General features: G+C 66.2%; 21 protein-coding genes. 10 read left to right on the forward strand and 11 right to left on the reverse strand.

Annotation, left to right across the window (positions count from 1 at the left end; all coding sequences use genetic code 11):
* Window positions 1-43: 43 nt before the first annotated feature.
* Genes H7J86_RS17905 through H7J86_RS17920 form a run of 4 tightly spaced genes read right to left on the reverse strand, consistent with a single transcriptional unit; the run spans window position 44 to window position 3,720 of the window.
* Window positions 44-445 carry a nuclear transport factor 2 family protein gene (locus H7J86_RS17905; protein ID WP_090354329.1) on the reverse strand — a complete coding sequence of 134 codons (402 nt, stop codon included), beginning with the start codon at window positions 443-445 and terminating at the stop codon, window positions 44-46.
* The gene (locus H7J86_RS17910) at window positions 445-1,638 is read right to left on the reverse strand and encodes a thiolase family protein (protein ID WP_090354330.1); all 1,194 of its coding nucleotides are present in this window, start codon (window positions 1,636-1,638) and stop codon (window positions 445-447) included. Before H7J86_RS17910 ends, H7J86_RS17905 begins: the two co-directional genes overlap by 1 nt.
* Window positions 1,638-2,696 (reverse strand): thiolase family protein, encoded by a 1,059-nt coding sequence (locus tag H7J86_RS17915; protein WP_187097069.1) that lies wholly within the window; start codon window positions 2,694-2,696, stop codon window positions 1,638-1,640. The genes H7J86_RS17910 and H7J86_RS17915 overlap by 1 nt, the downstream gene beginning before the upstream one ends.
* A 13-nt stretch (window positions 2,697-2,709) precedes the next feature.
* Entirely contained in the window at window positions 2,710-3,720 is a 1,011-nt protein-coding gene (locus H7J86_RS17920; RefSeq protein ID WP_267292408.1) for a Zn-ribbon domain-containing OB-fold protein, read from the reverse strand.
* A 59-nt stretch (window positions 3,721-3,779) separates the two neighbouring features.
* Between H7J86_RS17920 and H7J86_RS17925 the strand changes: the two genes are divergently transcribed.
* From H7J86_RS17925 to H7J86_RS17940, 4 genes are all read left to right on the forward strand, one after another.
* Window positions 3,780-4,811, forward strand: coding sequence for an LLM class F420-dependent oxidoreductase (locus H7J86_RS17925; protein ID WP_267292409.1), 1,032 nt, complete (start codon window positions 3,780-3,782; stop codon window positions 4,809-4,811).
* A gap of 43 nt (window positions 4,812-4,854) precedes the next feature.
* The gene (locus tag H7J86_RS17930) at window positions 4,855-5,571 is read left to right on the forward strand and encodes an acetoacetate decarboxylase family protein (RefSeq protein ID WP_267292410.1); all 717 of its coding nucleotides are present in this window, start codon (window positions 4,855-4,857) and stop codon (window positions 5,569-5,571) included.
* A complete protein-coding gene (locus tag H7J86_RS17935; RefSeq protein ID WP_267292411.1) occupies window positions 5,568-6,776 on the forward strand; it encodes a cytochrome P450 in 1,209 nt (402 codons plus the stop codon). Before H7J86_RS17930 ends, H7J86_RS17935 begins: the two co-directional genes overlap by 4 nt.
* An 81-nt stretch (window positions 6,777-6,857) precedes the next feature.
* The gene (locus H7J86_RS17940; protein WP_267292414.1) at window positions 6,858-8,204 is read left to right on the forward strand and encodes an MFS transporter; all 1,347 of its coding nucleotides are present in this window, start codon (window positions 6,858-6,860) and stop codon (window positions 8,202-8,204) included.
* Here H7J86_RS17940 and H7J86_RS17945 read toward each other — a convergent pair.
* The gene (locus H7J86_RS17945) at window positions 8,191-8,991 is read right to left on the reverse strand and encodes a crotonase/enoyl-CoA hydratase family protein (protein ID WP_090354341.1); all 801 of its coding nucleotides are present in this window, start codon (window positions 8,989-8,991) and stop codon (window positions 8,191-8,193) included. The genes H7J86_RS17940 and H7J86_RS17945 overlap by 14 nt on opposite strands.
* A gap of 33 nt (window positions 8,992-9,024) precedes the next feature.
* Here H7J86_RS17945 and H7J86_RS17950 point away from each other — a divergent pair, with 33 nt between their 5' ends.
* Window positions 9,025-10,710 carry an acyl-CoA synthetase gene (locus tag H7J86_RS17950; RefSeq protein WP_267292416.1) on the forward strand — a complete coding sequence of 562 codons (1,686 nt, stop codon included), beginning with the start codon at window positions 9,025-9,027 and terminating at the stop codon, window positions 10,708-10,710.
* A 32-nt stretch (window positions 10,711-10,742) separates the two neighbouring features.
* The gene (locus H7J86_RS17955) at window positions 10,743-11,864 is read left to right on the forward strand and encodes an NAD(P)H-dependent flavin oxidoreductase (RefSeq protein ID WP_267292417.1); all 1,122 of its coding nucleotides are present in this window, start codon (window positions 10,743-10,745) and stop codon (window positions 11,862-11,864) included.
* 73 nt (window positions 11,865-11,937) lie between these two features.
* Here the strand turns inward: H7J86_RS17955 and H7J86_RS17960 are convergent, their stop codons facing one another.
* The 6 genes from H7J86_RS17960 to H7J86_RS17985 form a co-directional block, all read right to left on the reverse strand.
* Window positions 11,938-13,491, reverse strand: a complete 1,554-nt coding sequence (locus tag H7J86_RS17960) for a succinic semialdehyde dehydrogenase (RefSeq protein WP_090354345.1) — start codon at window positions 13,489-13,491, stop codon at window positions 11,938-11,940.
* A 183-nt stretch (window positions 13,492-13,674) separates the two neighbouring features.
* Window positions 13,675-14,400, reverse strand: coding sequence for an envelope biogenesis lipoprotein LpqN (gene lpqN / locus H7J86_RS17965; RefSeq protein WP_267292419.1), 726 nt, complete (start codon window positions 14,398-14,400; stop codon window positions 13,675-13,677).
* A gap of 180 nt (window positions 14,401-14,580) precedes the next feature.
* Entirely contained in the window at window positions 14,581-15,387 is an 807-nt protein-coding gene (locus H7J86_RS17970) for an SDR family NAD(P)-dependent oxidoreductase (protein ID WP_267292421.1), read from the reverse strand.
* Between the two features lie 9 nt (window positions 15,388-15,396).
* Window positions 15,397-16,908: a long-chain-fatty-acid--CoA ligase FadD17 gene (gene fadD17 / locus H7J86_RS17975; protein ID WP_267292423.1), complete on the reverse strand. Its 1,512-nt coding sequence runs from the start codon at window positions 16,906-16,908 to the stop codon at window positions 15,397-15,399.
* On the reverse strand, window positions 16,909-18,006 hold the full coding sequence (locus tag H7J86_RS17980) for an acyl-CoA dehydrogenase family protein (protein WP_187097062.1): 1,098 nt from the start codon (window positions 18,004-18,006) through the stop codon (window positions 16,909-16,911).
* An 8-nt stretch (window positions 18,007-18,014) separates the two neighbouring features.
* The gene (locus H7J86_RS17985) at window positions 18,015-19,196 is read right to left on the reverse strand and encodes an acyl-CoA dehydrogenase family protein (RefSeq protein WP_167163225.1); all 1,182 of its coding nucleotides are present in this window, start codon (window positions 19,194-19,196) and stop codon (window positions 18,015-18,017) included.
* 179 nt (window positions 19,197-19,375) lie between these two features.
* Between H7J86_RS17985 and H7J86_RS17990 the strand changes: the two genes are divergently transcribed.
* The 4 genes from H7J86_RS17990 to H7J86_RS18005 all read left to right on the forward strand — a co-directional run bounded on the left by H7J86_RS17990 (window position 19,376) and on the right by H7J86_RS18005 (window position 22,444).
* Complete coding sequence (locus H7J86_RS17990; protein ID WP_090354353.1) at window positions 19,376-19,567, forward strand: ferredoxin; 192 nt, start codon at window positions 19,376-19,378, stop codon at window positions 19,565-19,567.
* 13 nt (window positions 19,568-19,580) lie between these two features.
* Window positions 19,581-20,519, forward strand: coding sequence for a 3-oxoacyl-ACP reductase (locus tag H7J86_RS17995; RefSeq protein ID WP_267292425.1), 939 nt, complete (start codon window positions 19,581-19,583; stop codon window positions 20,517-20,519).
* Between the two features lie 275 nt (window positions 20,520-20,794).
* A complete protein-coding gene (locus H7J86_RS18000; RefSeq protein ID WP_062655854.1) occupies window positions 20,795-21,559 on the forward strand; it encodes an MlaE family ABC transporter permease in 765 nt (254 codons plus the stop codon).
* A 42-nt stretch (window positions 21,560-21,601) separates the two neighbouring features.
* Complete coding sequence (locus tag H7J86_RS18005) at window positions 21,602-22,444, forward strand: MlaE family ABC transporter permease (protein WP_090354356.1); 843 nt, start codon at window positions 21,602-21,604, stop codon at window positions 22,442-22,444.
* Window positions 22,445-22,451 lie beyond the last annotated feature (7 nt).

Consider the following 22,451-nt stretch of genomic DNA (forward strand, 5'->3'; position numbering starts at 1 on the left):
TTGGGAACTGGACGATGAATGTCCCCAACGGTACGCGAACGACTCAGATCTTGCGTGCGCCCGCGGTGGCCGCGGCCACCTCCCAGTAGGCGCGCAGGGCCGCGATCTTGCCGTCGGTGTTCACCCGGTAGGTGAAGACCCCTTCGGCCTGCACGCGGTACCCGCCCGCGACGATCACGATGTGACCGACGTTGGCCTCCTCGTTACCGCAGACATAGGTCTTCTCGAAGTGGAATTCCAGTCGGCTCGGGGCGATCGCCTTGTCGAAGAACGCGGCGATCGCCGCTTTGCCGCGATGGCCCGTGCCCTCGGGGTCGAAATGCGACGGACCGATCGGGTCCTCGACGATCGCGTCATCGGCGAACAGCGCGAGCCAGGCTTCCTTGTCGCGGGCGACGGCCGCTTCCCGCGACCGCCGCCCGGCAACCGTCACCGGGGCCGTCATCAGGACTTACCCGCCGGTTTGTCGCTGGAGACCACCCACATGGAGAAGTACTGCGCACCGCCGCCGTAGGCGTGGCCGAGTGCCTTGCGCGCACCGGGCACCTGGTGGTCACCGGCCTTGCCCATCACCTGGATCGCGGACTCGGCGAACCGGATCATGCCCGAGGCGCCGATCGGGTTGGAGGACAGCACACCGCCGGAGGCATTGAACGGGATGCGGCCGCCGATCGCGGTCTCGCCGGCCTCGGTGAGTTTCCAGCCCTCGCCCTCGGGTGCGAAACCGAGGCTCTCCAGCCACATCGGCTCGTACCAGGAGAACGGGACGTAGACCTCGGCGGCGTCGATCTCGTCGATGGGTGAGGTGATCCCGGCGTCACGCCACAGCGCGGCGGCGGCATCCCGGCTGGCCTGCGGGTTGACCTGATCGCGCCCGGCGTAGGCCAGCGGTTCGGTCCGCAGCGCGGTCGCGTGGATCCAGGCGACGGGATTTCCCTTGGCGAGATGGGCCTCGGCTGCTTCTTCGTTGCCGATCACCATGGCCGCCGCGCCGTCGGAGGACGGGCAGGTCTCGTCGTAGCGGATCGGATCCCACAGCATCGGGGAGGACATCACCTTCTCAACAGTGATATCCGGCTGGTGCAGATGCGCCAACGGATTCTTCGCGCCGTTGAGCCGGTCCTTGACCGCCACGATGGCACCGATGTGATTGGGGGCGCCGGAGCGGCGGATGTACGCGCGGATGTGGGGAGCGAAGTACCCGCCGGCGCCGGCGCCGACAGGTTTGGTGAACGGCACCGGAATGCTCAACGCCCACATGGCATTCGATTCCGACTGCTTCTCCCACGCCATGGTCAGCACGCGCTTGTACTTGCCGGACTGCACCAGGCTGGCCGCGACGATGGCGGTGGAGCCGCCCACCGAACCGGCGGTGTGCACCCGGATCAGCGGCTTGTTCGTCGCGCCGGTCGCGTCGGCCATGAACAGTTCGGGCATCATGACGCCCTCGAAGAAGTCGGGCGCCTTGCCGACCACCACGGCGTCGATATCGTCGAATGTCGAGTCGGCATCCGCCAGCGCCCGGTCGATCGCCTCACGCACCAGGCCGTTCATCGACACGTCGTGACGCTTGGCGACGTACTTCGTCTGCCCGGTACCCAGCACCGCGGCGAGTTTCTTACCCGATTTCGGAGCCATCAGGCTTCTCCCTCCAGGACGGCAACCAGGTTCTGTTGCAGCGCAGGGCCACTCGTGGCGTGCGCTAGTACGCGCTGCGCGGAACCGTTGAAGATGTGCTGCGCGGCGAAACCGATGCGCTCCAGCCCGGCCGAGAACATCGGGTTGGCGGCCAGGGCCCCACCCGACGGATTCACCGACGTGTTCGACCCCAGCCCGATCGCCTCGGTCAGGATCAGCTGCTGATGGGTGAACGGGGCGTAGATCTCGGCCACCTCGATCGAACCGGTATCACCACCGGTCGCCGCCCGCGCGGACGCCGCCGTGGACGGTGAGGTGGTCAGGTCACGGGCACCCAGGATGGGCGTCTCGATGCGGTGCTCGAAACCCGTGATCCAGGCCGGGTTCTCGCGCAGCTCACGGGCCCGATCACCCGTGGCGAGCACGATCGCCGACGCACCGTCGGTGATCGGTGCGATGTCGTGGCGGCGTAGCGGGTCGGCGAAGTACGGCCGGGACAGCAGGTCGTCAATGCTGCCGGTGACCTCTTCTCTGTCGGTACGGCCCCCGGCGGCATAGGAATCGAGTGCCACCTGGGCCATCTGCTCGGCGGTCCATTTGCCGGCATCCAAGCCCGCCCGGGCCTGCAGGCCCGCCATCGACACCGAATCCGGCCACAGCGGCGCGACCGTATACGGGTCGGTCTGCAGCGACAGAACACGGCGCAAGGTTCCGGCCGAGGACTTGCCGAAGCCGTACACCAGCGCGGTCTCCACCTGCCCGGTCAGCAGTTTGATGTAGGCCTCGTACAGCGCCCACGCCGCGTCCATCTCGACATGCGACTCGTTGATCGGCGGGATCGCGCCGATGGAGTCGATCGCGGAGATGAACGAGAAAGCGCGGCCGGCAAGGTAATCCGAGGATCCGGAGCACCAGAAGCCGATATCGGTCTGCTTGAGGCCGAGCTCTTCGTAGAGCTGGTGAAAGCACGGCATCAGCATCTCGACGCCGTTGGTGGTGCCGTCGGTGCGGCGGACGTGGGGCGCGTGCGCGAAGCCCACCACTGCGATTTCGGTCATCAGTTCGGGCCCTTTACAGGTGGTGCTTGTAGGAGTCGTAGTCGGCATCCGGCTCGCCGGTGGGCTTGAAGTAGTCGATGTTGTCGATACCCAGCCCCCATTCCTCGCGCGGCTTCCACACGGCCTGCACCCGCATGCCCATCCGGACATCCGCCGGGTCGATCTCCACGACCAGGTGCAGGAACGGGATGTCGGCGCCGTCGAGCAGCACGTAGGCGGCCACGTAGGGCGGCTTGATCCGCTGCCCCGGGAACGGGATGTTGATGATCGCGAAGGTGGTGACGGTGCCCCGGTCCGGCAGCTCGATGAACTCGTCGAGCTCCAGACCCGTCGCGGGATCGGCTTCCTTCGGGGGGAAGTAGACCTTGCCCGGCTGTCCGTCCCGGCCGTGCTTGGTCCGGGCGCCGAGCAGCTTGCCCTCTTGGAGCGCCTTGAGGAACGTGGTCTCGGGCAGCGACGCGGTGTGCTGGATCTCGATGAAGCTGGGCGTCACCTGCACGGTGACGGGGTCCCTGGGATCGTGCGCGTCGGGTGCACCCGCCGGCTCGGATTCCTCACCGGGCACGAAGTAGGCGATATCGGTGATGGCGCCGACCGGTTCGTCGACCCAGTGCGCATGCACCCGGTCACCGGTCTTGACCGATCCCTCCGGGGCGTCCACGGCGTGCAGTAGTGCGGTGTCCGCGCCGTCCAGCAAGATCAGCGCCCAGGCGAACGGGCGGTCCAGTGGCTGGCCTTCCAACGGGGTGGACTGCCAGGTCCAGGACTGCACCGTGCCGACACTGCTGACGGGCACCACCTCGGTCAGGGCCGCGTAGGTGACGGGGTCATACTCAGCGGGCGGTACGTGTACCCGGCCATCCGACCCGCGAACGCCGACGATGCGTCGTTCGCGCAGGGCGGTGAAGAACTGGGACAGGAGTGGTCCGACTGAACGGGTGTAGTCGAATGCGAGCTTCAACGGCGCCGAGAGAGGCCGCTCATGCTCGTCGATCTGCACCGGGCTGCTTTGGCCTGTGGTCACGGCATCGAGTAGAACAGGTTCTAAGAATGGTTTCAACCATGGGTCGGAAGGTGGGCTAAATGAAACTGGGTTTGCAGCTTGGTTACTGGGGCGCGCAGCCGCCGACCAACCACGCCGAACTCGTCGCAGCGGCCGAGGAGGCGGACTTCGACACCGTCTTCACCGCCGAGGCATGGGGGTCGGACGCCTACACCCCACTGGCCTGGTGGGGCCGCGAAACGACGAAGCTGCGGCTGGGCACCTCGGTGATCCAGCTGTCGGCGCGCACCCCGACCGCGTGCGCGATGGCCGCGCTGACGCTGGATCACCTCTCCGGTGGCCGGCACATCCTGGGTCTCGGCGTGTCCGGGCCGCAGGTGGTCGAGGGCTGGTACGGCGCGAAATTCCCCAAGCCGCTGGCCCGCACCCGCGAATACATCGACATCCTGCGCCAGGTGTGGGCGCGGCAGGCACCCGTGCACAGCGCCGGCCCGCACTACCCGCTGCCGCTGACCGGTGCGGGCACCACCGGGCTGGGCAAGAACCTCAAGCCGATCACCCACCCGCTGCGCGCCGACATCCCGGTGATGCTGGGCGCCGAAGGGCCCAAGAACGTGGCACTGGCCGCCGAGATCGCCGATGGCTGGCTGCCGATCTTCTACTCGCCGCGGATCGCGGGTATGTACAACGAATGGCTCGACGAGGGCTTCGCCCGTCCCGGCGCGCGCCGGACCCGCGAGACGTTCGAGATCTGCGCGACCGCGCAGGTCGTCGTCACCGACGACCGCCCGGCCATCATGGAGCTGATGAAGCCGCACCTGGCGCTCTACATGGGCGGAATGGGCGCCGAGGACACCAACTTCCACGCCGACGTCTACCGCCGGATGGGCTACGCCGAGGTCGTCGACGACGTCACCAAACTGTTCCGCAACGATCGCAAGGACGAGGCGGCCAAGGCTATCCCGGACGAGCTCGTCGACGATTCGGCGATCGTGGGCAACCTCGACTACGTCAAGGAGCAGATCAAGGCCTGGGAAGCGTCCGGCGTCACGATGATGGTGGTCGGCGCCCGGTCGGTCGAGCAGATCCGTGATCTCGCGGCATTGGTGTAGACACTTTCTTGCAGTTGTCTAGAACGCGTTCTAGATTTGGCGTGTGACGCAACACACCATCGCCGGCACCGTCCTGACGATGCCGGTGCGGGTACGCACCGCGCAGCAGCACATGGCCATGTTCTCGGTGAATGCCGATGCCGCCCAGCGGATGATCGACTACAGCGGCTTGCAGGTCTGCCGCTATCGGCCCGGCAAGGCCGTCGTCGTGCTGATGCTGATGCACTACCTCGACACCGATCTGGGCCAGTACTACGAGTACGGCACCAACGTCATGGTCAATCCACCGGGGCAGCAGGCCTCGGGGTTTAAGGCGTTGCAGTCGGCCGGGGCGTTCATCCACCACCTGCCCGTCGATCAGGCCTTCACGCTGGAGGCCGGCCGGACCATCTGGGGCTACCCGAAGGTGATGGCGGACTTCAGCATTGTCGACGGGGGGTCGTTCTCCTTCGATGTCAGCATCGACGGCATCCATGCCGTCGGCATGGATTTCAGCCCGGGACTGCCCGTGCCCGCGTTGTTCACCTCGCGCGCCCAGGTCCATCCCACCTACTCGCATCTGGACGGCGTCACCCGCGAAACCTCCGGCGAGATGCGGATGACCGGTGTGCGGTACCGGCCGGGCGGGGTGCGGGTGCGTCTCGGCGGCCATCCCTACGCCAGAGAACTCGCCGACCTCGGTTTCCCCAAACGGGCGATGTTCTCGGGATCCGCGCAGAACGTGGACATGACCTTCGGTGACGCCAAGGAGATCGCATGACGACCGTCGTCGCCAAACCCGATGTGGACCTGGCCGACGGCCGCTTCTACGCCGACGGACCCGCGGCACGCGAGGCTTACCGCTGGATGCGGGCCCACCAACCGGTGTTCCGGGATCGCAACGGGCTGGCCGCCGCCGCCAGCTATCAGGCGGTCCTCGACGCCGAACGCAACCCGGAACTGTTCTCCAGCGCCGGCGGTATCCGGCCCGACCAGCCGGGCATGCCGTACATGATCGATATGGACGATCCGGCGCATCTGGTGCGGCGCAAGCTCGTCAACGCCGGATTCACCCGCAAGCGGGTGATGGACAAGCTGCCCGCCATCGAGCGACTGTGCGACACCCTGATCGACGGCGTGTGCGAGCGCGGTACGGCCGACTTCGTCCGCGAGATCGCGGCTCCGCTACCCATGGCGGTCATCGGGGACATGCTCGGCGTGCTGCCGACGGAACGCGAGATGTTGCTGCAGTGGTCCGATGACCTGGTGTGCGGGTTGTCTTCGCACGTCGACGAATCGGCCGTCCAGAAGTTGATGGAGACCTTCGCCGCATACACGGCGTTCACCATGGACGTCATCGCCAAGCGGCGCGCCGACCCGACCGAGGATCTGTTCTCCGTGCTGGTGCACTCCGAGGTGGAGGGGCAGCGGATGAGCGATGACGAGATCGTCTTCGAGACGCTGCTGATCCTCATCGGAGGTGACGAGACCACCCGGCACACCCTGTCCGGCGGCACCGAGCAACTGCTGCGGCACCGGGACCAGTGGGAGGCACTGGTCGCCGACGAGTCGTTGCTCCCCGGCGCCATCGAGGAGATGCTGCGCTGGACCTCACCGGTGAAGAACATGTGCCGCACGGTCACGGCGGACACCGAGTTCCACGGCGCCGAGCTCAAAGCCGGCGAGAAGATCATGCTCATGTTCGAGTCCGCCAACTTCGACGAATCGGCGTTCGAGAACGCGCACGAGTTCCACATCGACCGAAACCCGAACAGCCACCTGGCCTTCGGCTTCGGCAGCCACTTCTGCCTGGGCAATCAGCTGGCCCGTCTCGAGCTCAAGCTGATGACCGAGCGGGTGCTGCGCCGGCTGCCGGATCTGCGGCTGGCCGACGGCGCCGAGGTTCCGCTGCGGCCGGCCAACTTCGTCAGCGGTCCTGAGGCCATGCCGGTGGTGTTCACCCCGACCCCGCGGCTCCTGGACTAGATACCGGAGCGAAGGTAAGAATTCGGCGGCAAATCCGGTAGAGCCCGCACTGCGGGCACGTGTGACCGCTAAAGATGGGGCATGACCACATCGAGGGCGGACACCCGCCGCGCCATCTGGAACACCATCAGGGGATCGTCGGGCAACCTGGTCGAGTGGTACGACGTCTACGTCTACACCGTCTTCGCGACGTACTTCGAGAAGCAGTTCTTCGATCCGGCAGACCAGAATTCGACGATCTACGTCTACGCGATCTTCGCGGTCACGTTCCTGACCAGGCCGCTGGGCTCGTGGTTCTTCGGCAGGTTCGCCGACCGGCGGGGTCGGCGCGCCGCGCTGACCATCAGCGTCTCGCTGATGGCCCTGTGCTCACTGGTGATCGCGGTGGTGCCCGGCCGGGAGACCATCGGTGTCGCCGCTCCCATCGTGCTGATCCTGTGCCGGTTGGTGCAGGGTTTCGCCACCGGTGGCGAGTACGGCACCTCGGCGACCTACATGTCGGAGGCCGCGACGCGGGAGCGGCGCGGGTTCTTCTCGTCCTTCCAGTACGTCACGCTGGTGGGCGGTCATGTGCTCGCTCAGTTCACCCTGCTGATCATCCTGACCACGTTGAGCACCGAGCAGGTGCACGAATTCGGTTGGCGCATCGGGTTCGCCGTCGGCGGTGCGGCCGCGATCGTGGTGTTCTGGCTGCGGCGCACCATGGATGAATCCCTGTCCGCCGAGCAATTGGAGGCGATCAGGGAGGGCAAGGACACGGGCGCCGGGTCCATCCGGGTGCTGCTCACGCGTTACTGGCGACCGCTGCTGCTGTGCTTCCTGATCACCCTCGGCGGCACCGTGGCGTTCTACGCCTACAGCGTGAATGCCCCGGCCATCGTCAAGGCCACCTACAAGAACGAGGCGATGACGGCTACCTGGATCAACCTGATCAGTCTGATCTTCCTGATGCTGCTGCAGCCGGTCGGCGGCATCATCAGCGACAGGGTGGGACGCAAGCCGCTGCTGCTGTTCTTCGGCTTCGGCGGTGTGGTGTACACCTACGTGCTGTACACCTATCTGCCGCAGACGCATTCACCGCTGCTGTCGTTCCTGCTGGTCGCCGTCGGCTACGTGATCCTCACCGGCTACACGTCGATCAACGCCCTGGTGAAATCCGAACTGTTCCCCGCCCGCGTGCGGGCACTCGGCGTGGGAGTCGGATATGCACTGGCGAATTCGGCTTTCGGCGGCACCGCGCCGCTGATCTATCAGGCGCTCAAGGCCCGCGACCAGGTGCCCCTGTTCATCGGCTACGTCACGGTCTGCATCGCGTTGTCGCTGGCGGTGTACCTGTTCGTCCTCAAGAACAAGGCCACCACCTACCTCGACCGGGAGCAGGGGGACGCGTTCCTGCCGACAACCGAGGACCGGGTCAGCGCATCTTGAACTGAGGTGCCCGCTTCTCCTTGAACGCCAGTGGACCTTCCTTGGCGTCCTCGGAGAGGAACACCGGGATGCCGTTGGCGGTATCGGGTTTGAAGGCGTCCAGCTCGTGCATGCCCTCGGTGTCGCGGATGGTCTTGAGGATGGCCTGCACCGCCAGTGGCCCGTTGTTGTTGATCACCTCGGCGATCTCCAGGGCCTTGTCGAGTGCGGTGCCGTCGGGCACCACGTAACCGATCAGTCCGTAGTCCAGCGCCTGTTGGGCGGTGATGTGCCGTCCGGTCAACAGCATGTCGCACGCGATGGTGTACGGGATCTGGCGTACCAGGCGCACCGCCGAACCGCCCATCGGGTAGAGGCTCCACTTGGCCTCCGAGATCCCGAACTTGGCGCTCTCGCCGGCGACGCGGATATCGGTGCCCTGCAGAATCTCGGTCCCGCCCGCGATGGCCGGTCCTTCGACGGCGGCGATCAGCGGCTTGGTGAGCCGGCGGCCCTTGAGCAGACCGTCGATACGCGAGGGGTCGTAGCTGCCGTCCTTGAACGAGTCGCCCGGCGGCTTCTTGGTGGCGCCTTTGAGGTCCATACCCGCGCAGAAGTAACCGCCCGCGCCGGTCAGGATGCACGTGCGGATCTCCGGATCGCTGTCGACGCGGTCCCACGCCTCAACCATGATCGAGAGCATCTCGCCAGAAAGGGCATTGCGCGCCTCCGGGCGGTTGAGCGTCACGATCAACGTGTGTCCGCGCTGCTCAATGAGGGCGTCAGGCCCCTTTTCGCTCTCCGTCACCCGTCCCAGCCTCTCTGCTCGACAACCCCAGACTTGTCACGAAATGTAACACGTTCTAGTTTAGGTTCCGTGGCCCTGAATATCGCCGATCTTGCCGAGCACGCCATCGACGCTGTGCCGGACCGTGTCGCCCTCATCAGTGCGGACGATCAACTCACCTACGCCCAGCTGGAGGAGAAGGCGAACCGCTTCGCCCACTACCTCCAGTCGCAGGGCATCCAGAAGGACGACAAGGTCGGCCTGTACTGCCGCAATCGCATCGAGATCGTCATCGCGATGCTGGGCATCGTCAAGGCCGGCGCGATCCTGGTGAACGTGAACTTCCGCTATGTCGAGGGTGAGCTGAAGTATCTGTTCGACAACTCTGACATGGTCGCGCTGGTGCATGAGCGGCGCTACGCCGACCGGGTCGCCAACGTGCTGCCGGAGACCCCGAATATCAAGACCGTGCTCGTCGTAGAAGACGGGACGGACGACGACTTCTCGCGTTACGGCGGTGTCGAGTTCTACTCCGCCCTGGCCGACCAGTCGGCCGAACGCGACTTCGGACCGCGCAGCGCGGACGATATCTACCTGCTCTACACCGGTGGCACCACCGGATTCCCCAAGGGCGTGATGTGGCGCCACGAGGACATCTACCGAGTGCTGCTGGGCGGCACTGACTTCGCCACCGGTGAGCCCCTGGCCGACGAATACGACCTGTCCAAGCAGGCCGCCACCAGCGGTCCCATGGTGCGTTACCCGATTCCGCCGATGATCCACGGCGCCACCCAGTCGGCCACGTGGATGGCGCTGTTCTCCGGCGGCACGGTACTGCTGGTGCCGGAGTTCGACGCCGACGAGGTGTGGCGGGCCATCCACGAGCACAAGGTGAACCTGCTGTTCTTCACCGGTGACGCGATGGCGCGGCCGCTGCTGGATTCGCTGCTGGCGCACCAGGAGCAAGGTGAAACGTTCGACCTGTCGAGTCTGTTCCTGTTGGCCAGCACCGCGGCCCTGTTCTCCACCAGCCTCAAGGAGAAGTTCCTGGAGTTGCTGCCCAACCGCGTCATCACCGACTCGATCGGCTCTTCGGAGACCGGGTTCGGCGGCACCAGCGTGGTGGCCAAGGGGCAGTCACACACCGGTGGACCGCGGGTCACCATCGACAAGAACACCGCGGTGCTCGACGAGGACGGCAACCCGGTGGTCCCAGGATCCGGGGTGCGCGGCATCCTCGCCAAGCGCGGTCACATCCCGGTCGGCTACTTCAAGGACGAGAAGAAGACCGCCGAGACGTTCCGGACCATCAACGGTGTGCGGTACGCGATCCCGGGTGACTACGCCACCGTCGAGGCCGACGGCAGCGTGACCATGCTGGGTCGCGGCTCGGTGTCGATCAACAGTGGCGGCGAGAAGATCTACCCCGAAGAGGTGGAGGCCGCGCTCAAGGGCCACCCGGATGTGTTCGACGCGCTGGTGGTCGGGGTGCCCGACGAACGCTTCGGCAATCACGTGGCGGCCGTGGTGCAGCCGCGTGAAGGGACCCGGCCGACGCTCGCGTCGCTAGATGAGTTCGTCCGCAGCGAGATCGCGGGATACAAAGTGCCGCGCAGTCTTTGGCTGGTCGACGAGGTGAAGCGGTCCCCGGCGGGTAAGCCCGACTACCGGTGGGCCAAGGACACCACCGAAGAGCGTCCGGCCGATGAGGTGCACGCCAAACATGTAGGGGCCAAGTGATGCCAGGGCGAGCGAAGCGACGGGAAGTGTAGATGCGTACCGAACTCTGCGAACGATTTGGGATCGAATACCCGATCTTCGTGTTCACTCCGTCGGAGAAGGTGGCCGCGGCGGTCAGCAAGGCCGGCGGCCTGGGCGTGCTGGGCTGCGTGCGGTTCAACGACGCCGACGATCTGGAAGAAGTCCTGCAGTGGATGGACGCCAATACCGACGGCAAGCCGTACGGCGTGGACATCGTGATGCCGGCCAAGATCCCCACCGAGGGCACAGCCGTTGACATCAACAAGCTGATCCCGCAGAGCCACCGCGACTTCGTCGCGAAAACCCTTGCCGATCTGGGTGTTCCGCCGCTGCCCGAGGACGAGGAGAAAAACGAGGGCGTGCTGGGCTGGCTGCATTCGGTGGCGCGTAGCCATGTCGACGTGGCGCTCAAGCATCCGATCAAGCTGATCGCCAATGCGCTGGGCTCGCCACCTGTCGACGTCATCGAGCAGGCGCACGCGGCCGGCGTGCCGGTGGCCGCACTGGCCGGCAGCGCCAAGCACGCGTTGCGCCATGTCGAGAACGGTGTCGACATCGTCGTCGCGCAGGGGCATGAGGCCGGCGGGCATACCGGTGAGATCGGTTCCGTCGTGCTCTGGCCGGAAATCGTGGACGCACTCGACGGCAGGGCGCCGGTCCTGGCCGCCGGCGGTATCGGCACCGGCCGCCAGGTGGCGGCCGCGCTGGCGCTCGGCGCCCAGGGCGTGTGGATGGGCTCGGCCTTCCTGACTGCGGCCGAATACGATCTGGGTCACCGGTTGCCCGGCGGCACGTCGACCATTCAGGACGCGCTGCTGCGCGCGACCACCGCTGACACGGTGCGCCGCAAGATCTACACGGGCAAGCCGGCCCGGTTGCTGAAGACCAAGTGGACCGATGCCTGGGATGCGCCGGACGCTCCGGAGCCGCTGCCGATGCCGCTGCAGAACATCCTGGTCAGCGAGGCACACCAGCGGATGAACGAGTCGGACAATCCGGACACGGTGTCCATGCCGGTGGGTCAGATCGTGGGCCGGATGAACGAGATCCGCCCCGCCGCCGACATCATCGCCGAGTTGGTGGCGGGATTCGAGCAGGCCACGAAGCGGTTGGACGGTATCGCCGGGTCCTGACCGCCGAGATCGACGCAATGGCGTGATCTCCCCGCATTTCCGCGCCCAAACGTGCGTTTGGGCGCGGAAGGGATCACCGGCCGGGCAGCTTCTGCACCGCCTGGATCATCGGGGTGAGCGCCCGCTGCCACCAGGCCGACGGAATGCCCAGCGGGGGATCGAGATTGATCACCCGGGCGGTGGACACCGTTTGGGACTCGGTGTATTTGAGAATGCCGTCGGCGCCGTGCCTGCGCCCCACCCCGGAGGCCTTCATCCCGCCCATCGGCGCAGCGGTGCTGCCGAAGGCCAGGGCGTAGCCCTCGTCGACGTTCACGGTGCCGGCCTGCAGCCGGGCCGCGATCGCCTCACCCTCGGCCTTGCTGCCTGCCCACACACTGGCATTCAGCCCGTACTCGGTGTCGTTGGCCTTGGCGATCGCCTCATCCACCGAGTCGACGGGGTAGATGGACACCAAGGGCCCGAAGGTCTCGTTGCGGCCGCACTCCATCTCGTCGTTGACATCGGTGAGCACGGTCGGTTCGAAGAACAGCGGGCCGATGTCGGGGCGGGCGTTGCCGCCGGCGATCACCTTGGCGCCCTTGGCCTTCGCGTCATCGACGTGTCCGGACACCGTCTTGATCTGGTCCTCGGAGATCAGGCTGCCCATATCTGCGCTGAAATCGTAGGCGGTGGAGAGCTTCATCGCCTTGACCTGCTTGGCGAACTTGGCGGCGAACTCGTCGGCGACGGAACGTTCGACATAGATCCGTTCGATCGAGATGCACAGCTGCCCGGCGTTGGAGAAACACGCCCGGGTGGCGGCCTTGGCGGCGACGTCGAGGTTGGCGCCCTTGGTCACGATCATCGGGTTCTTGCCGCCGAGCTCGGCGGAGAAGCCGATGAGCCGGCTGCCACACTGTTCGGCCAGCGTCCGGCCGGTGGAGGTGGAACCGGTGAACATCAGGTAGTCGCAGTGGGCCACGATCGCGGTGCCGACCACCGACCCGGGCCCGGGCACCACGGCGAACAGGTCGCGCGGTAGCCCGGCCTGGTACAGCAGTTCGGCGTTGGCCAGTGTGCAGTAGGGAGTCTGGCTGTCGGGTTTGACCACCACGGCGTTGCCCGCCAGCAACGCGGGGATCGAGTCGGAGATGGACAGCGCCATCGGGTAGTTCCACGGCGAGATGACGCCGATGACGCCCTTGGGGTGGTGGTTGACCACAGTTTTGACGAGACCGGGCAACAGGCCCTGCACCCGCTTGGTGCCCAGCAGCTTGACCGCCTCCCGCGCGTAGTAACGCGCGTTGAGGATCATGTCGACGATCTCTTCCTGGGCGGCCGAGCGGGCCTTTCCGGTTTCGGCCTGCGCGACATCCATCAGGAAATCGCGGTTGGCGATCACCAGATCGCGGAACCGTTCGATGACCGCGGACCGCTCAGCAACCGGGCGCTGGGCCCATTTGGCCTGCGCGGCACGGGCTTTGGCGAACGCTGCGGCGACGTCGTCGGCGTTGCCGACCGGGATGGTGGTGAGTTCCCTGCCGGTGAACACCTCGTCGATCGGCTTGGACGGGCGCGCGTCAACATCGTCGATGGCGACCAGCGTGCGCAGACGAGCGAAGTCCGCGGCGGATGGAGCGGGCATGGTCGACTCTCCCTTACTGGTGAGTAACTAAACGGCTAGGGCAAACCTACCCGGTACCTGCGGTATCGACCAGGGTGCCCGTCCGATTTGTTCACGAAGCCGCCGCGGGTCATCCTGACCTGCGGTGATGAACATGACAACGCCTCCACGGGCGTACCCGTGGAGGCGTTGTCGTCGTTCAGGTCAGGGCGTGATGGTGGTTCCCGAGTCGATGGCGTCGGTCGCCGCGCCCACGATGTCCACCTGGTCCTCGAGACCGTCGGCATTGAGCTGCAGCACATAGAGGCCGTCGCTGCCGGGGATGACGACCGTCTTCTGCGCGACGATCTTCTTCTGGCCGTCCTGGACCCAGGTGCCGCCCAGCTGGAAGGCGGGGTACTCGCCGAGGGTGCTGGCCGCGCCCTCGTTGAGTGGCTCGTAACCGGAGAGGTTCTGCAGTTCGCCCGGAGCCAGATCGAGGATCTTCTGCGGATCGACGTTGCCCGTCAGCTTCGACACGATCGCGACGACGCTCGGGGTGTACTCGGAGGCCTCGGGGCCGGTGTAGACGATCGCTCCGTAGGCCCAGTCCGGGGTGTCGGTGCCGGCGGATTCCCAGCCCTCGGGCAGCGGCAGGTCGATGGTCGGCGAGCCGGGATCGCCCCGGTGCACGGGAGTCTCCTGGATGTTGTTCGCCTTGATATAGCCGGCGATGGTCTCGTTCGGCCCGGCCGCATCCTCGTCGCGCGGCGCCACCTTCGGTTTCTTGGTGGGGGACTCGGACTTACTGGTCGACGTCTTCTCCGACGACGACGCGGTGGTCTTCTCGCTACTGCTCGCGGCGGTCTTGGTGTCCGAGCCGCAGCCGGAAAGGACCACGGCCAGGGCGGTGGCCGCGGCCGCCAAACCGGTGAGCGCAGATGCTCTCATGACATAACTCCTCGGAGGTCGAAGTCTTCCGGTGCAATTACGGCAAAGGTCACCGCCATGCATTTCCGATCGGAAGCGTAGCTCAGCGCGGCGTTCGCCGTGCTGAGTAGAACTACTCGAATTCGAGGTGAAGAAAGTCTTACCGCGGCCAGCAAATCCTCATACGATGATTGCCCGCGGTCAGGCCGGTCCCAGCGTGTACGAACCGGTTTCAGGGTGCCGATACCAGCCACCGGCGGCGTGGGTGCCCCCGTCGACATGAATGGTCTGCCCCGTCACGTAGCTCGACAGATCAGACGCCAGGAATACCGCGGCTCCCGCCATTTCATCGACATTGCCGGGGCGCCCCAAAGGGACCATCTGTCCGGCATTTTCCAGGCGTTCCGGCGAAGCCATTCGGGCCAATCCTTCGGTCATGGTGAAATCAGGGGCCAAGGCATTGATCCGTATCCCGTGTTCGGCCAATTCCAGTGCCGCGGTCTGGGTGTAGTTGATGACCCCTGCCTTCGCCGCGGCGTACGCCGCGTAGCCCGGAGCTGCGCGCACCCCCTCGATGGAGGTGATGTTGATGATGCTGCCGCCTCGGCCCGCCGCAGCCATCACCCGGGCGACGCGTTGCGTACACAACAACACATGGCGCAAATTGGCCCGGTACAGCGCATCCCAGCCGTTCTCGGAGGTCTCCAGCAGCGGCGACGAGAAGGTACCCCCCGCGTTGTTCACCAGGATTCGGACCGGGCCGAGTTCATCGGTCGTGCGGCGCAACGCCTCGTCGACGGCATCGCTGTCCCGCACGTCGACGGCCAGACCCAGTGCCCCGATAGCGGCGGCGGTGTCCGCGCACGTCTGCGGGTTGCGTTCCCAGATCGCCACCTTGGCGCCGAAGGCGCTCAGTCCCGCCGCGATGCCGCGGCCGATGCCTTCGCCGGCGCCGGTGACCACGGCGACCCGATCGTGCAGCGACACGGCGGACGGGTCGATGGCCATGGCTGCACCCTAGCCGCGCAGCGCCGGCCGTTCGACGGTGTGCACCGGATCGGCGCAGTCGGTGGCCTCGGCCGAGAGTTCGCGCTTGAGCACCTTGAACGTCTCGGTACGTGGCAGTGCGGTGCTGACCCTGACGAAAGACGGCCATTGTTTGGTGCCGAGATCGGGTTGTTCGGCCAGGAACGTCGCGAACCGTTCGACATCGAACGCGGCGCCTGGGACCGGCACCACCGCGGCCATCACCCGGTCGCCCACCGCGGGGTCCGGGATCGGATAGACGGCCGCCTCGGCGATATCGGGGTGGCGCAGCAGAATCTGTTCGATCGGCGCGGTGCCCAGGTTCTCACCGTCCACTCGCATCCAATCGCCCAGGCGCCCCGCGAAGTACACGAAGTTCGCCTCGTCCCGGTAGGCGAGGTCCCCGGAGTGGTAGACCCCGCCCGCCATCCGTTCGGTCTGGGCCTCGGGTGAGTTGTAGTAGCCGCGGAACCAACCAGCACCAGTCGGATTCACGATCTCCCCGACCACTCCGGGCGGGCACGGTTGCCCGGTCTCCACGTCGACGATGGCCACCTCATCGGTGAGCGGGCCCAGGGATCCTTCGGGGGTCTCCGGGGTGCGCGCGATCGCCACACCGCCTTCGGTGGAGCCGAATCCGTCGACCACCCGCACGCCGAACCGATCGGCGAAGCGCACCAGATCCCGGGGCGCACCCTCATTGCCGTACAGGAACTTCAGCGGATTGTCGGCATCGTCGGGCTGCGGTGGGGTGGCGAGAATATAGGACAGGGGCTTGCCGACGTAGTTCGCGTAGGTGGCACCGTACCGGCGGACATCCGGGAGGAACTGAGAGGCGGAGAACTTGCGCCGCAACGCGATCGAAGCCCCCGCCGCCACGGCGACCGACCAGCCGGCCATGATCGCGTTGGAATGGAACAACGGCATGGACAGGTAGCACGTGTCCGCGGGTCCCAGCCCGAACCGCTGTGCCAGCATCCTTCCGGGGAAAGCCACCTTGTCCTGGGTGACTCGAACGGCCTTGGGGTCACCGCTGGTCCCCGAGGTGAAGATCAGCATGAAGAGGTCGTCCGGGGACAGCTCGGCGAAGGTCACCGCGGCGCCGGCGTGGGCGGCGAGTTCGGCGGCCCACAGGGCGGATTCGACGTCGATGAACTCGACCCCGTCCGGCACTTCGGCGCCCGAGTCGGCGAGCACCAGCTGACAGTCCGCGCGGGCGATGTCGCCGGCCAGTGCCGCCCCGCGCCGGGTCGGGTTGAGCCCGACCGGCACCAGACCGGACAGCGCCGCCGCCACCAGCACACTGGAGAAGAACGGCGTATTGCCCAGCAGCACACCGATATGCGGCGGCCGGTCCGGGTCCAGTCGGGCCCGCAACGCGGCCGCCAGCGCAGCCCCGGCGGCGATGTGGTCCTGCCAGCTGGTGAACTCGTCGCCGTAGTGCACGCCGCGGTCGGTGACGCCGACCAATGGTGCCAATAAGGCGCCAACGGTGTCGGCCATCTAGACCGGGGTGTCGGCCAGTTCGCGGCCGATCCGCAGCAGCTGCCCGGTCGCGCCGCCCAGCGCGAACTCGGTCTGCTTGGCGGCCAGGAAGTAGCGGTGGATCGGGTGATCCATGTCGATGCCGACACCACCGTGCACGTGCACCGTGGTGTGTGCGACCCGGTGTCCCGCGTCGGCGGCCCAGAATGCGGCGCTGGCCACATCGATATCTGCGGGGAGGTCCTCGGAGAGCCGCCACGCGGCCTGGGTCAGGGTGGACCGCAGCGCCTTGACGTCGATGTAGCCGTCGGCCAACCGCGAGGACACGGCCTGGAAGCTGCCGATCGGCCGGTCGAACTGCTCACGTTCGCGCGCATAGACAGCGGTGAGTTCCAGTGCGCGCTCCAGCACCCCGAGCTGGAACGCGGTGCGGCCCAGCGCAGTGTGCACGGTCAGCCAGTCGAGGACCTCTCGGCCGCCGATGACACGGGAGGCATCCGCAACCGTTCCGTCGAGTTCCAGATGGCCCACGGCGCCGTGACCGGTGGTGTCCAATGTGCTCACCGTGACGCCGGGATCGGTGGCGGTGATCAGGAAAACCTCTACGCCGGAAGGCGTTTCAGCGGGCACCAGGAAGGCGTCGGCCACCGGGCCGTAGCTCACCTGGGTGCGCGTTCCGGTCAGCCGGAATCCGGGTCCGTCAGAGGTGGCCTGCACCGGGCCCTGGCCCATCTCACCATCGAGGGCGACGGTGACGATCTTGGCGCCGTTGATGGCGGGCACCGCCCAATCCTGTTGCAGCGTCTCGGACCCGAATCTGGCCAACGCACCCCCGGCGAGCACCGAGGATTCCAGATAGGGCACCGCTGCCAGTTGGCGGCCGAGCGCGGTCAGCACGGCGGTCTGTTCCAGCACACCGAATCCGCCGCCGCCCACCGACTCCGGCGCGGCGGTGGAGAGGATGTCGGCGTCGATCAGCTTGGCCCACAGGTCGCGGTCGAACCGCTGGTCGAGTCCGTCGAGGACACGCTGGTGTTCGGGCGTGCACACCGATTCGGTGATGGTGCGGACCAGGCCACCCAGGTCGAGTGACGCCTCAGTAGGTGTGAAATCCATGTTCTTCCTTATCGATTCACTCGTGGGAGGCCGAGTGCGACCATGCCGATGATGTCGCGCTGGATCTCGTTGGTGCCACCGCCGAAGGTCAGGATGAGGCAGGAGCGGTGCAGCCGCTCCACCCGCCCGCGCAGTAGCGCCCCCGATGATCCGGTCCGCAGCGTCGCCGAGGTGCCGAGCACCTCCATGAGCAGGCGGTAGGCCTCGGTGGCCAGCTCGGTGCCGTACACCTTGGCCGCCGAGGCGTCGGCGGGGGAGGGGGCGACGTCATCGGCGGAGGCGAGCTCCCAGTTGATCAGCTTGAGCACCTCGGCCTTGGCGTGCACGCGGGCCAGGTTCAGCTGCACCCACTCCGAGTCGATCAGCCGCTTGCCGTGCACATCTTTGGTGTTCTGCGCCCACTCGCGAACGCCGTTGAGCGCCACAAAGATCGGCTGCGCCGATACCAGGGCGACGCGTTCGTGGTTGAGCTGGTTGGTGACGAGCTTCCAGCCGGCGTTCTCCTCGCCGACGAGCGCTGTCTTGGGAACGCGGACGTCCTGGTAGTAGGTGGCGCTGGTGTCGACACCGGACATCGTGTGTACCGGTGTCCAGGAGAAGCCCTCGGCGGTGGTGGGGACGATCAGCATCGAGATCCCGCGGTGCTTCTTCGCCTCGGGGTTGGTACGCACGGCCAGCCACACATAGTCGGCGTAGGCGATGAGGCTGGTCCACATCTTCTGGCCGTTGATGACGTAGTCGTCGCCGTCGTGCACGGCCGTGGTGCGCAGGGACGCCAGGTCGGTGCCCGCGCCTGGCTCGGAGTAGCCGATGGAGAAGTGCAGATCACCGGCGGCGATCTTGGGCAGGAAGAACTTCTTCTGCTCCTCGGTACCGAAGTGCATGATCGTCGGTGCGACGCTGTTGATGGTGAGGAACGGGACCGGGACATTGGCGATGGCGGCCTCGTCGTTGAAGATCAGGCTCTCCATCGGCGTCCGGGCCTGGCCGCCGTACTCCTTGGGCCAGTTCAGCGTGAGCCAGCCGTCCTTGCCCATCTGGGACACGGTTTCGCGATAGACGTTGCCGCGGCCCATCTCGCCGTCGCTGGCGGCCAGCGCCTCGGCTCGCTCGGGTGTCATCAGTTTGGTGAAGTACGACCGCAGCTCGCGGCGCAACTCCTCCTGCTCGGCGGTGTAACCGATCCGCATCTTGACATCCTCACTATCGGGCGGCGTTGGCATGCCGTGTCGTATCGAAGGTGCTCAACGGCACCTTTTTCCCAACCGGTTGTAACACGTTCTAGTCTCGAGGTCCAGGGCGGTATGGTTAGCCGGCACATTGGCGAAGTTGAGCCGAGCATGGATATGAAGAGCCCGAGGAGGTTGTCATGCGTGTGGAAGTCGACCGCGATCGTTGTGAAGGCAACGCGGTTTGCGTCGGTATCGCCCCCGACCTGTTTGATCTGGATGACGACGACTATGCGGTGATCAAGGCCGACCCGGTGCCGGCCGACCAGGAGGACCTGGCCGAACAAGCCGTCGCCGAGTGCCCGCGCGCAGCCCTGATCCGAAAAGACTAGAGGTATTCATAAATTGGCCGAAACATCTTCGATATCCGCTGACAACACCGCCGCGCTCGACCTGTCCGGAAAGGTCGCCGTCGTGACCGGTGCCGCGGCCGGTCTGGGCCGCGCGGAAGCCGTGGGTCTGGCCCGTGCGGGCGCCACCGTCGTGGTCAACGACATCGCCGCCGCTCTGGACAAATCGGATGTGCTCGACGAGATCGCCGCGGCCGGCGCCAAGGGCGTGGCCGTTGCCGGTGACATCAGCGCCCGCAGCACCGCCGACGAACTGGTGTCGACCGCGGACGGCCTCGGCGGCTTGAGCATCGTCGTGAACAACGCCGGTATCACCCGGGACAAGATGCTGTTCAACATGTCCGACGAGGACTGGGACGCGGTGATCGCCGTGCACCTGCGCGGACACTTCCTGCTGACCCGGAACGCGGCCACCTACTGGCGGGCCAAGGCCAAGGACTCGGCGGACGGCCGGGTGTACGGGCGGATCATCAACACCTCGTCAGAGGCCGGGCTGGCGGGCCCGGTGGGACAGGCCAACTACGGGGCCGCCAAGGCCGGCATCACGGCGCTGACGCTCACCGCTGCGCGCGGCCTGGGTCGCTACGGTGTGCGGGCCAACGCCATCGCGCCGCGGGCCCGCACGGCGATGACCGCCGATGTGTTCGGCGATGCTCCCGAGCTGTCCGACGGTCAGGTCGACGCGCTGTCGCCCGAGCACGTGGTGACGCTGGTGACCTATCTGTCCTCACCGGCGTCCGATGCGGTGAACGGACAGCTGTTCATCGTCTACGGCCCGACGGTCACGTTGGTGGCCGCGCCGACGGTCGCGCAGCGCTTCCAGGCCGACGGTGATGCCTGGGACCCGGCCGCGCTGAGCTCGGCGCTCGGTGGTTTCTTTGCTGAGAGGGATCCGGAAACGGGATTCTCGGCAACTGCGCTAATGGGTTCTTGAATTTGAGAACACCATACTCGTGGGGCCTGTGAGGATTAGAACACGTTCTAAAATGATCTCGGTCACACCGTGCTTGACCTGCGTAAATAAGAAGTTTTGGTGAAGATTGCGGTTCTTTGACACTGTGAACGTGTTCTAGTTACTATGAGCCCGCTCGCTAAGCCAAGCGTGTAGACCAGGGGTGGAAAGGCCGCCGGAGCGAACAGATTCCCGTTATATTCGGGCTCTTCGCCAACGCGGGTGTTTCTCGCCCCCCACCGAGAACGGAGCCGAGGTTGATCGAACAGCTTGCGGCTCCGGCGCGGGCCGTGGGTGGATTCTTCGAGATGACCATCGACACCTTCGTCAAGATGTGGCAGCGGCCGTTTCAGTTCCGCGAGTTCCTCGACCAGACCTGGATGATCGCTCGCGTCTCGCTCGTCCCGACGTTGTTGGTATCCATCCCGTTCACCGTGCTGGTGGCCTTCACGCTTAACATCCTGCTGCGTGAGATCGGCGCGGCCGATCTGTCCGGAGCCGGCACGGCGTTCGGCACCATCACGCAGCTCGGCCCGGTGGTGACGGTGCTTGTCGTCGCCGGTGCCGGCGCGACCGCGATCTGCGCAGACCTGGGTGCGCGCACCATCCGTGAAGAGATCGACGCGATGCGAGTGCTCGGTATCGATCCGATCCAGCGGCTGGTGGTCCCGCGGGTGCTGGCCTCCACCTTCGTGGCCTTGCTGCTCAACGGTCTGGTCTGCGCGATCGGCCTCGCGGGTGGATACGTCTTCTCGGTATTCCTGCAGGGCGTGAATCCCGGAGCCTTCATCAACGGCCTGACAATTCTGACCGGATTGGGTGAGTTGGTGCTCGCCATGTTCAAGGCCGTCCTGTTCGGTCTGATGGCCGGTCTGGTCGGCTGCTATCGCGGGCTCACCGTGCAGGGCGGACCCAAGGGCGTGGGCATCGCCGTCAACGAGACGGTCGTCTACGCCTTCATCTGCCTCTTCGTCATCAATGTCATCCTGACCGCTGTCGGCGTGCGGGTCCTGGAGCGGTGAGGGCCCACTGATGAGCGCTTGCGCGAAGAAGAGACAACGCCGATGAGTTATGACGTGACCTTGCGCGTGCGCCGGTTCTTCCGCGGCGTGCCCAGAGCGGTCGACAACATCGGCGAGCAGGCGTTGTTCTACGGCGAGACGATGCGTTACATCCCCAACGCACTGACCCGCTACCGCAAAGAGACCATCCGGCTGGTCGCCGAGATGACCATGGGCGCAGGCGCTCTGGTGATGATCGGCGGCACCGTCGGCGTCGCGGCGTTCCTGACCCTGGCCTCCGGCGGCGTCATCGCCGTGCAGGGTTACTCGTCGCTGGGCAATATCGGTATCGAGGCCCTCACCGGCTTCCTGTCGGCCTTCCTGAATGTGCGCATCGTGGCGCCGGTGATCGCCGGTATCGCCTTGGCCGCCACGATCGGCGCCGGAACCACCGCGCAACTCGGCGCGATGCGTGTCGCCGAGGAGATCGACGCGGTGGAAGCCATGGCGGTGCATGCCGTCTCGTATCTGGTGTCCACCCGGTTGATCGCCGGACTCATCGCCATCATCCCGTTGTACTCACTGTCGGTGCTGGCCGCGTTCTTCGCCGCACGGTTCACCACGGTGTTCATCAACGGTCAGTCCGCGGGTCTGTACGACCACTACTTCAACACGTTCCTGATTCCCACTGACCTGCTGTGGTCGTTCCTGCAGGCGATCGTCATGTCGATCGCCGTGATGCTGGTGCACACGTACTACGGGTACAACGCCTCCGGTGGTCCGGTGGGTGTGGGTATCGCGGTGGGCCAAGCCGTGCGCACGTCACTGATCGTCGTCGTGACCATCACCCTGTTCATCTCACTCGCCGTCTACGGCGCGTCCGGCAACTTCAACCTCTCCGGGTAGGCCGCCA

The organism is Mycobacterium hackensackense, from assembly GCF_025822555.1.
GTDB lineage: Bacteria > Actinomycetota > Actinomycetes > Mycobacteriales > Mycobacteriaceae > Mycobacterium > Mycobacterium fluoranthenivorans.

What these genes read in the sequence shown, in the direction of transcription:
- H7J86_RS17925 (WP_267292409.1), top strand. Translation starts at nt 3,780, where the DNA reads ATGAAACTGGGTTTGCAGCTTGGTTACTGGGGCGCGCAGCCGCCGACC.
- H7J86_RS17990 (WP_090354353.1), top strand. Translation starts at nt 19,376, where the DNA reads ATGCGTGTGGAAGTCGACCGCGATCGTTGTGAAGGCAACGCGGTTTGC.
- H7J86_RS17980 (WP_187097062.1), bottom strand. Translation starts at nt 18,006, where the DNA reads ATGGATTTCACACCTACTGAGGCGTCACTCGACCTGGGTGGCCTGGTC.
- H7J86_RS17960 (WP_090354345.1), bottom strand. Translation starts at nt 13,491, where the DNA reads ATGCCCGCTCCATCCGCCGCGGACTTCGCTCGTCTGCGCACGCTGGTC.
- H7J86_RS17915 (WP_187097069.1), bottom strand. Translation starts at nt 2,696, where the DNA reads ATGACCGAAATCGCAGTGGTGGGCTTCGCGCACGCGCCCCACGTCCGC.
- H7J86_RS17970 (WP_267292421.1), bottom strand. Translation starts at nt 15,387, where the DNA reads ATGGCCATCGACCCGTCCGCCGTGTCGCTGCACGATCGGGTCGCCGTG.
- H7J86_RS17985 (WP_167163225.1), bottom strand. Translation starts at nt 19,196, where the DNA reads ATGCGGATCGGTTACACCGCCGAGCAGGAGGAGTTGCGCCGCGAGCTG.
- H7J86_RS17910 (WP_090354330.1), bottom strand. Translation starts at nt 1,638, where the DNA reads ATGGCTCCGAAATCGGGTAAGAAACTCGCCGCGGTGCTGGGTACCGGG.
- H7J86_RS18005 (WP_090354356.1), top strand. Translation starts at nt 21,602, where the DNA reads ATGAGTTATGACGTGACCTTGCGCGTGCGCCGGTTCTTCCGCGGCGTG.
- H7J86_RS17955 (WP_267292417.1), top strand. Translation starts at nt 10,743, where the DNA reads ATGCGTACCGAACTCTGCGAACGATTTGGGATCGAATACCCGATCTTC.
- lpqN (WP_267292419.1), bottom strand. Translation starts at nt 14,400, where the DNA reads ATGAGAGCATCTGCGCTCACCGGTTTGGCGGCCGCGGCCACCGCCCTG.
- fadD17 (WP_267292423.1), bottom strand. Translation starts at nt 16,908, where the DNA reads ATGGCCGACACCGTTGGCGCCTTATTGGCACCATTGGTCGGCGTCACC.
- H7J86_RS17940 (WP_267292414.1), top strand. Translation starts at nt 6,858, where the DNA reads ATGACCACATCGAGGGCGGACACCCGCCGCGCCATCTGGAACACCATC.
- H7J86_RS17935 (WP_267292411.1), top strand. Translation starts at nt 5,568, where the DNA reads ATGACGACCGTCGTCGCCAAACCCGATGTGGACCTGGCCGACGGCCGC.
- H7J86_RS17905 (WP_090354329.1), bottom strand. Translation starts at nt 445, where the DNA reads ATGACGGCCCCGGTGACGGTTGCCGGGCGGCGGTCGCGGGAAGCGGCC.